The organism is Amycolatopsis sp. NPDC004368 (assembly GCF_053602515.1).
The window spans coordinates 41,854-50,843 of the sequence record NZ_JBSGDT010000051.1; the positions used below are offsets into that span (position 1 = coordinate 41,854).

9 protein-coding genes are annotated in these 8,990 nt (G+C 68.9%); 4 read left to right on the plus strand and 5 right to left on the minus strand.

What is annotated here, in order from left to right; translation table 11 throughout:
* The first annotated feature begins 38 nt into the window (after positions 1 to 38).
* From ACWEOE_RS39200 to ACWEOE_RS39210, 3 genes are all read left to right on the plus strand, one after another.
* Positions 39 to 1,517, plus strand: a complete 1,479-nt coding sequence (locus ACWEOE_RS39200) for an FAD-dependent oxidoreductase (protein ID WP_452018418.1) — start codon at positions 39 to 41, stop codon at positions 1,515 to 1,517.
* A gap of 3 nt (positions 1,518 to 1,520) precedes the next feature.
* Positions 1,521 to 2,297, plus strand: coding sequence for an SDR family NAD(P)-dependent oxidoreductase (locus tag ACWEOE_RS39205; protein WP_452018420.1), 777 nt, complete (start codon positions 1,521 to 1,523; stop codon positions 2,295 to 2,297).
* Between the two features lie 125 nt (positions 2,298 to 2,422).
* On the plus strand, positions 2,423 to 3,364 hold the full coding sequence (locus ACWEOE_RS39210) for a LysR family transcriptional regulator (RefSeq protein ID WP_452018422.1): 942 nt from the start codon (positions 2,423 to 2,425) through the stop codon (positions 3,362 to 3,364).
* On the opposite strand, the gene ACWEOE_RS39215 is transcribed toward ACWEOE_RS39210, so the two are convergent.
* From ACWEOE_RS39215 to ACWEOE_RS39235, 5 genes are all read right to left on the minus strand, one after another.
* Positions 3,269 to 4,585, minus strand: coding sequence for an MFS transporter (locus ACWEOE_RS39215; protein ID WP_452018424.1), 1,317 nt, complete (start codon positions 4,583 to 4,585; stop codon positions 3,269 to 3,271). The genes ACWEOE_RS39210 and ACWEOE_RS39215 overlap by 96 nt on opposite strands.
* A 99-nt stretch (positions 4,586 to 4,684) precedes the next feature.
* Complete coding sequence (locus ACWEOE_RS39220) at positions 4,685 to 5,941, minus strand: CaiB/BaiF CoA transferase family protein (protein WP_452018426.1); 1,257 nt, start codon at positions 5,939 to 5,941, stop codon at positions 4,685 to 4,687.
* A gap of 49 nt (positions 5,942 to 5,990) precedes the next feature.
* The gene (locus ACWEOE_RS39225) at positions 5,991 to 6,758 is read right to left on the minus strand and encodes an SDR family NAD(P)-dependent oxidoreductase (protein WP_452018428.1); all 768 of its coding nucleotides are present in this window, start codon (positions 6,756 to 6,758) and stop codon (positions 5,991 to 5,993) included.
* Positions 6,755 to 8,026: a CaiB/BaiF CoA transferase family protein gene (locus tag ACWEOE_RS39230; RefSeq protein ID WP_452018430.1), complete on the minus strand. Its 1,272-nt coding sequence runs from the start codon at positions 8,024 to 8,026 to the stop codon at positions 6,755 to 6,757. The genes ACWEOE_RS39225 and ACWEOE_RS39230 overlap by 4 nt, the downstream gene beginning before the upstream one ends.
* Positions 8,023 to 8,526: a MaoC/PaaZ C-terminal domain-containing protein gene (locus tag ACWEOE_RS39235; RefSeq protein ID WP_452018432.1), complete on the minus strand. Its 504-nt coding sequence runs from the start codon at positions 8,524 to 8,526 to the stop codon at positions 8,023 to 8,025. Before ACWEOE_RS39235 ends, ACWEOE_RS39230 begins: the two co-directional genes overlap by 4 nt.
* Positions 8,527 to 8,733: 207 nt before the next feature.
* Here ACWEOE_RS39235 and ACWEOE_RS39240 point away from each other — a divergent pair.
* Positions 8,734 to 8,990, plus strand: a 257-nt coding sequence (locus ACWEOE_RS39240) for a dihydroxy-acid dehydratase domain-containing protein (RefSeq protein ID WP_452018434.1), incomplete at its 3' end; no start/stop codon positions are given.

The window sequence follows — 8,990 nt, forward strand, 5'->3', positions numbered from 1 at the left end:
GTCACGAGCCCGCATCGGATAGCCGCGAAGGAGCGACTTTGTCCACAGAATCAGCGGTCATGTACGACCTCGTCGTCGTGGGTGGTGGCGGCGCGGGCCTGGCCGCCGCCACCCAGGCGGCCGAGATGGGCGCGAGAGTCGCCCTCCTGGAGAAGAACCCTGAGCTGGGCGGGACCACGAGCCGCTCGATCGGCTCGTTCTCCGCCAACGGCACCCGGTTGCAGCGCAAAGCCGGGGTGACCGACGCGCCGAGCGAGCACTTCGAGGACATGGCGAAGTTCGCCGGTCCGCTGGTCGAACGCGACAACCTCGCGTTGCGGCGGGTGTACGTCGACAACTCGGCGGACACACTGCACTGGGTGCAGGACCACGGGGTCGCGTTGTTCGGTCCCATGCCCGAACCGCCGCATCGCAGCCCGCGCATGCACAACGTCCTGCCGAACTCCTCGGCCTACATCTACTGGTTCGAACGGGCCGCCCGCAAAGCGGGCGTGCACATCCTCACGAACACGGCGGCGCGCCACCTCGTGGTGGAGGAGGGCCGGGTCGTCGGGGTCGAGACCGAGTCCACGAACCGTACCCGGCGCATCATTCGCGCCCGGCGCGGAGTCGTGCTGGCCGCGGGCGACTTCAGCTCCAGTGTCGAGATCAAGACCAGTCAGTTCACGGCGGCCCGGGCTGCGCACGTCGAGGGCATCAACCCGACCAGCACCGGTGACGGTCTGCGGCTAGGGATGGAGGTCGGCGGCCGGATCCTCAACGGCGACCTCGCGGTCGGCCCCGAGATGCGGTTCGTCACTCCGGCGCGAAAGCTCCTGCTGCAGAAGCTGCCGCCGTGGCGGATCCTGACCACGATCATGCTGCTGGCGTTGCGGTGGCTCCCGGACGCGATCCAGCGGCCGTTCATCATGTCCTTCGCGACCTCCTACCTCGCGCCGTCGCCGAACGTCTTCAAGCAGGGCGCGATCCTGGTCAACGCCGACGGTGAGCGGTTCACCGACGAAAGCGCGAGCCCGGAACTGGAGCTGCCCGACCAGCCCGGTGGTGAGGGCTACCTGGTGATGGACGAGGCCACGGCCACCCAGTTCAAGAAGTGGCCCAACTTCATCTCGACCGCCCCCGGTGTCGCCTACGCCTACATCGACGACTACCGCCGCAACCGGCGCGACATCTTCCACAGCGCACGCACCGTGGCGGACTTGGCCGCCAAGATCGGCGCCGACCCGCGCAGGCTCGCCCTTTCGCTAGGGCAGTCCGCCGGCGGGGAACAGCACTTCGTGGCGCTGGGCCCGCTGAAGAGCTGGATCGTGCTGACCGAGGGAGGGCTGGCGATCGACACGGACATGCGCGTGCTGGACAAGCAGGACGAACCGGTCCCGGGGTTGTTCGCGGCCGGGTCCAACGGACAGGGCGGCCTGCTGCTGGAAGGCCACGGGAACCACGTCGGCTGGGCGTTCATCTCCGGCCGCATCGCAGCCAAACGCGCCCTGTGGTCGGCGACGAAAGAAGAGGTGTGACCCGTGAGTACCTCCACCACGCCCCGCCGTGGCACCCCGAAACTCAACGACCAGCTCGAAGGCCACCGGATCCTCGTCACCGGCGCCGCCGGGGACATCGGGTCCGTCGTCGCGCGCACCGCCGCGGCCCGCGGAGCCGACGTCCTGCTGATGGACCTCGACACCCCGGCGCTGTCCGAGCTGGCCACCGAGCTCGGCGCGGCCGCGGCCGGGGCCGACCTGCTGGACACGCCGGCGACTGTGGCGGCGATCGAGACCCTGGCGGACGGCCAGCCCATCACCGGGCTGGTCAACGTCGCCGGTGCCCACAACCGCGAAGCCGCGCTGGAGCTCTCCGCCGACGACTGGGACCGGGTGCTGGCCGTCAACGCCCGTAGCACTTTCGTGGTCACGCAAGCCGTGGCACGATCGATGGCCGCCGACGGTGGTGGGGCGGTCGTGCACTTCGCCTCCATCGCGGCGTGGCAGCCGCGGGTCGACCTCGCCCACTACTCCGCGGCCAAGGCGGCGATCGTCGGTCTCACGTACTCGCTGGCGCTCGAGCTGGCCGAGCACGGGATCAGGGTCAACGCCGTGGCCCCGGGCGTGATCTCAACCCGGTTGACCGCCCCGACGCTGGAGGAGCCGGTGTCGCGGGCGGAACGGCTCGGCAAGATCCCGCTCGGCCGGTTCGGCCGGCCCGAGGACGTGGCCGAAGCCGTGTGCTACCTGCTCTCCGACAGCGCCTCGTTCGTGAGCGGTCACGTACTGACGGTGGACGGAGCCCAATCGGTGGTCTGACGGACTCCTGGGAAAGGCCGGCCGGAACGGAGACCACGTCCGGCCGGCCTTTCGCGCGTGCCGGCGTGCGGTTGCGCGGCACGACGATGATGACATCCTGACCGGACACGAGCGGAGGACTACAGATGGCGGTCGACGACGTCACCCTGCACCAGATCCGGGTGTTCCGTGAGGTCGCCAGGACGCGCAGCTACACCAGCGCCGCCCGCCACATGAACCTGTCGCAGTCGACGCTTAGCCGGTCGGTGTCGCAGCTCGAGCGCACGTTGGGGGTGACGTTGCTGCAGCGGGACACGCGCAATGTCGTCGTCACCGCGGAGGGGGAAGAGTTCCTCAAGGTCGCGGACCAGCTCATCGACACCCTGTCAGTGGGGCTGGAGCGCTTCGACCGCTACGCCAAAGCGCAGCTGGGCACCCTGGCGCTCGCCACTCTCGCGTCGTTCGCGGCGGCGGTCCTGCCGAGGCTGCTGAGCGCGTTCTTCAGCGGCAACGAGGCGCTCGATTTCCACCTCGTCGACGGCGGGAACGACGAGGTGCTGCGCCACCTGCAACAAGGCACTGTCGAGGTGGCGATCACCGCCGACGTCGAGGTGCCCCAGGGACTCTGGGTCACGCCCGTGCTGGAGGAGAAGTTCTACGGGGTCGCGCCGGACGACCACCCGTGGGCCGACCGGGACGAAATCACCTGGAGCGATTTCGACGCCGAGCGGTGCGTGGCCGCGCGCCAGGGCACCAGTATCCGGGCCATCACCGATCAGGCGCTCGCCGAGGCGGGCGCCGAAGTCCGCCTGCGGTTCGAGGTCGCCAACATCGCCACACTCGGCGGACTGGTGCGCGCCGGGTTCGGCGTGTCCGCCCTGCCGGCGCTGGAGTTCATGGGTTACCGGCTCGACGATCTGACACGCGTGCCGATCGTCGGGCCGGGCCCCCATCGGGTGCTGGCCGTTATCTCCCGGCCCTACTCCGAGCTGTCACCGACCGCCCGCCGTTTCCGGCAGGTCGCCGCTCAGGAACTGCGCAGGATGCGCCTGCCCACTGGCATCAGTGTTCTCGCCGCCGAGCCGTGATCCCTGCGCCGCGTTCAGCCGGCGCATCGTCAGCAGCGTGGTGATGCCGATCAGGCTGACGCCGAGCACGAAGAAGTACGGGGACCGCAGGTTGCCTGTGGAGCTGACCAGCCAGGTGCAGATGTAGGGCGCCGTTCCACCCGCGATGACCACCGACACGTTGGTCACGAGAGCGGTGCCGGTGTAGCGGACCTCGGGCCCGAACAGCTGGGGCGTGAGGGTGTAGTTGCCCGCCTGAGCCGTCGCCATGTTGACCGCGACGACGAAGTAGCCCACGCCGGCCAGGAAGATGTTGTGGAAGTCCATGATCACCAACGCCGGGTAGGTCACGATGGCGTAGGTGGCCAAGCCGATGATCGTCACGTTCACCGAGCCGATCCGGTCGACCAGCCGGCCCGCCACGGGTGTCATCAGCACGCCGAAGAGGGTGCCGCCCGCGGTGATCCAGTAAACCGGGGTTTTCGGGTAGTGCAGGCTGGTGATGAGGTAGATCGACAGGAACGTCGCGCCGACGTACGCGGTGCCCTGGACGCCGATGCCGAGCAGGATGCCCTTGATGAGCGGGCCGGGGTACGAGCGGAAAGCCGAAATCAAGGGGAATCCGTGGCGGGGGCTGTCGTCGTTGTCGATGCGCGGCAGGAAACGACGGGAGAGGAAGCAGACGACGGTCAGGGGAAGCCCGAACCAGAACGGGATGCGCCAGGCCCACTCGTTCATCGCGCTGGTCGTCACCAGGCCCGACACCAGGCCGACGGCGGCCGACGCGATGGCGAACCCGCCGTTGGTGCCCACGGGCACGAACGAGGCGTACCAGCCCTTCTTGCCCGGCGGCGCCGCTTCGGTGATCACTGTGGCCGCGCCACCGACCTCGCCGCCGGCGAAGAAGCCCTGCGCGATCCGGACGATCAGCAGGAGGATCGGCGCGAGCACGCCGACGCTGGCGTAGGTCGGGAGCACGCCGATGGCGGTGTTGGCCAGGCCGATGCCGACCACGGTGACCAGCAGGGCCGGGCGCCGGCCGAACTTGTCGCCGAAGGCGCCGAAGAAGATCCCGCCGATGGGGCGGATGACGTAGGACAGCGCGAACACGGCCAACGTGGACAGCAGCGCCGCAGTCGGGTCATCGCCCGGGAAGAACAGCGGCGCGATGATGGCTGCGACGTACCCGTAGAGGGCCCAGTCGTAGTACTCGATCAGCGTGCCGAGGCTGCCCGCCAGCACGATTTTCCGGATGCTTCTCGTGTCTCCCTGCGACGCTGCAGGACTGTGAGCGCTCATCTTCCTACTTTCTCTGGTTCGACGGTGATGGCTACGGACAACTCAGGACCACTGGGGCCCGTTTCCCCCGCGCTCTCGATCCGATTCGGATCCGATCACCCCCGCGTTCTTCAGTGCCGCGATGCGCTCCTCGGCCAGGCCGGCCGCCGTGAAGACTTCTTCGTTGTGCTCGCCGATCTTCGGTGGGACCGCGTGCAACCGGGCCGGTGTGTCGGAGAGCGCGATCGGCATGCCGATCCACTTGACCCGGCCCACCCCGTCGACGTCACCCTCGATCACGAGCTCGTTGTGCACGACCTGAGGATCGGTGAACAGGTCGTCGTAGTCGTTCACCGGAGCGACGAGCACGTCTTCGGCCTCGAAGCGCGCCATGATCTCTTCGCGCGGGAACTTGGCGATGGCCTCGGAGAGCAGGTGCCAGGTTTCGCGCGTGTGGTCGAGAAGTCCTTCGATGGTCTGGAAGCGTGGGTCGTTAACGTCCTTTTCGGACAGTCCACACGCGCGAGCGGCGCGTTGCCACGGCTGGTCGACGAAGTACTCGCCGATCAGGGTGAACCACAGCCCGTCCGCGGCCTCGTAGTAGCCGTAGAGCGCGGTGTTGCCGGGGTGCGCCACACCGGCGGTGGGCCGGGGGAACCGCTGTCCGGTGTTGAGGTAGGTCGCGGCTTCCTGGAGGTGGCTGGTGATCGCGGCGTTGAGCAGGTTGGAGTCGACGACCTGGCCGCGGCCGGTGCGTTCCCGCGCGGCGAGAGCGATCATCATCCCCTGGGCGAACTGCATGGACGCGAGGTAGTCGATCATGAAGGTGCCGGTCGGTACCGGACCGCTCTCCTGGGTGCCGGTGAGCGCCATCAGCCCGCTGACCGCCTGCGCGGCCAGGTCTTGCCCGCGGCGGTGCGCGTAAGGCCCGGACAGGCCATAGCCCGTCGCGTAGGCGACGATGATCCGCGGGTTGACCGCGGACAGCTGGTCCCAGCCCAGGCCCAGGCGATCCATGACTCCCGGCCGGAAGTTGCTGGCCACGATGTCGGCGTCACGCGCGAGGCCGAGGATCAGTTCGCGGCCGGCGTCGCTCTTCACGTCGACGGTGATGCTCTTCTTGTTGCGGTTGGTCGCGGACCAGTGCGGGCTGAACCCGGCGGCCAGCAGCGGCTGCTGGTTGCGGCCGATCTCGCCCACGTCGATGCGCTCGATCTTGATGACCTCGGCCCCGAAGTCCGCGAGGACCTGGGTGGCCGAGGGGCCTTGTTCGAGCTGGGTGAAGTCGAGGATCCGGATTCCCTCGAAGGCGTCGGTCACGGTGCCCCTTCGGTTTCGGTGTGGCTGGGCGTACGGGCGGCGGAACGGGTCACGTCATCACATCGCCACCGCACACCTTCAGGCACTCACCGGTGATGTAGGACGCTTCCGGTGAAGCCAGGAAGGTGATCGCGGCCGCGACTTCCTCGGGTCGGCCGAGCCGGCCCAGAGGGTTGTCCTTGATCCGGCGTTCGAGCGCGGCGCCGGGGTGCTGCCCGGTCAGGCGGCCGATCTCGGCGTCGGCGTGATCGGACATGCCGGTGGCGATGCGGCCGGGTGCGACGGCGTTGACGCGGATGCCGCGCGGCGCGAGCTCGGCGGCGAACGACTTGGTCAAGCTGGCGACCGCGGCCTTGGACGCCGCGTAGTGCGCCGAGAGTGCGTTGGGCAGGAACCCTTGGATCGACGCCAGGGTGACGATGGCGCCACCGTCGCCCAGGCACCGCGAGGCGAGCTGGAGCGTCAGCAATGTCCCGCGCCCGTTGACTTCCAGGACGCGGTCCCAGTCCTGCGGGTCCAGCTGCGACGCCGGGCCCAACAGCTGGATGCCGGCATTGGCGACCACGACATCGAGGCGTCCCACGCGGTCACTCGCGGTGGCCATGACCTCGGCGGACGTCACGTCCAGGGGGAACGCCTCCGCTCGGCCGCCGTCGGCGCGGATGTCCTGCGTCGCCGCCGAGGCCAGGTCCGCGTGGAGGTCGGCGATGAGCACGCTCGCGCCGAAGTCTGCGAAGCGACGGGCGGTGGCCAGCCCGATGCCGCGGCCGGCACCCGTGACGAGCACCCGCTGGCCGGCGAAAGAAGTCCCGTTCACTCCGCTGGCCCCCAATGCGCGACACCGGTTTCGCGGTGCCGCCGGTTCTCGATCCCCACGACTCCGGACTCCTGGAGCCGAATGATCTCGGCGGCGGTGAAGCCGAGACCGGCCAGGACCTGCTCGTTGTCCTGTCCGACGGTCGGCGGGGCGTCGCGCACCTGTGCGGGGGTGGCGCTGAGCTTCACGGGCGGGCCGACCAGCTTCACCGTGCCGGCGTGCGGGTGCTCGGCCGTGACGACCAGCTCGTTGTGGACGACTTGCGGGTCTTCGAACAGGTGCGGATAGTCGTTGACCGGCGCGGCGAGGATGTCCTGCTCCTCCAGCGCTTTCAAGGCTTGGTCGAGCGACAGGTCGGCGAAGGCGCCCCGCAGGAGGGCGTGGGTTTCCTCGACGTGCTCGGCCAGCCCGCGCGTCGTGGCGAAGCGGGGGTCGTCGCGGTGGTCGGCGAGGCCCAGCGCGTCGCACACCCGTTGCCACGGCCGGTCCACGAAGTACTCGCCCACGAGGACGAGCCACCGGTCATCAGCCGTGCGGTAGCGCGCGTAAAGCGCCGTCGAGTGGCTGTGCGCGATGCCCTCAGGCGGGCGCGGGTACTCCCGTCCGGTGTTCAGGTAGGTCGTCGCCTCCTGCAGGTGCAGCGCCACAGCGGAGTTGAGCAGGCACGAATCCACGACCTGTCCCTCACCCGTGCGCTCCCGTGCAGCCAGCGCGAGCATGATGCCCTGGGCGAAGTGCATCGCGGCGACGTAGTCGATGGCGTACGTGCCGGCCGCGACGGGCGAGTCGGCGGATCCGGTCAAGGCCAGGACACCGCCCAGGGCCTGTGCGGCCAGATCCTGCCCGCGCCGCCCGGCGTAGGGGCCGGAGCGCCCGTAGCCCGAGGCGTACGCGCAGATGATGCGCGGGTTCATCGTGCGGAGGTTCTCGTAACCGAGACCGAGCCGCTCCATGACCCCGGGGCGGAAGTTGCTGGCGACCACGTCCGCCGTCTTGACCAGGCGTTCGAGGACGTCGCGCGCTCCCGGGGCCTTGAGGTCGAGGCTGAGGCTGAGCTTGTTGCGGTTGTTGGCTGCCCAGTGCGGGCTCATGCCGTTGACCCGCGGGCTGTGGTCGCGGCCGATCTCGCCGATGTCGTGGCGTTCGATCTTGATGACCTCGGCGCCGAAGTCCGCGAGGACCTGGGTTCCCGACGGCCCCTGCTCGAGCTGGGTGAAGTCGAGGACGCGCACACCCTCGTAGACCCCACCCAGTCCCGCGCCGCTCATCGCGCGGATTCCACGGCCTGCTGCTCCGCCGGGCGCGGCGCGTCCTCCGGTTCGGCGTGCAGGAGGATCGCCTTGCGCCCACTTTGGACGATCTGACCGTGCTGGTTGACCAGCTCCACGGCGAAGGTGACCACACCCTGGTCGGGGCGCTTGGTTCGGCGGCGCAGCTCGTCGACCACGAAGCGGACGTGGATGGTGTCGCCGAACCTAATGGGGGCCTTGAACGACCACTCCGACAGTCCCAGGAACGCGATCGCGGTCCCGAACAGCAGGCCACCGCCCAGCATCAACCCGTGCGCCATGGACAGGCCCAGCAACCCGTGGGCGATCCGTTCGCCGAACTCGGTTTTCTCGGCGTAGGCCCGGCTGACGTGGACTTCGGAGTAGTCACCGGTCGTGCCGGCGAAGGTGACCACGTCGCCTTCGGTGATGGTCCGCGTCGCCGATTCGAACTCCTGGCCGACATAGAGCTGACTCCAGGTAAGGCCACGTGCTGCCACGGTGTTTTCCCTTCAACGCCGAATGGGTTGCCGTGACGCTAAGGCGAGGTGATAGCGGGCATCAATTCATCGGGAGCCCCCATCTGTTGAGTCTTGTGCGGCCACTGTTGCCAATGTCGCAAGAATTCCCTCGAACCAGTGCGTTGCATGCCTGGATGTCACCGGTCACAGTCGAGTCAAGCGAAGCACCTCTGGAGAAGGACGGCGATGGCGACTCTTCGTTCCCGGACCACCACCCACGGCCGCAACGCGGCGGGCGCGCGCTCGCTCTGGCGCGCGACCGGGATGACCGACAGCGACTTCGGCAAGCCGATCGTCGCCATCGCCAACTCGTACACGCAGTTCGTGCCGGGCCACGTGCACCTCAAAGACCTCGGCGAGATCGTCGCGGAGGCGGTGAAGGAAGCGGGTGGCATCGCCCGCGAGTTCCACACGATCGCCGTCGACGACGGCATCGCCATGGG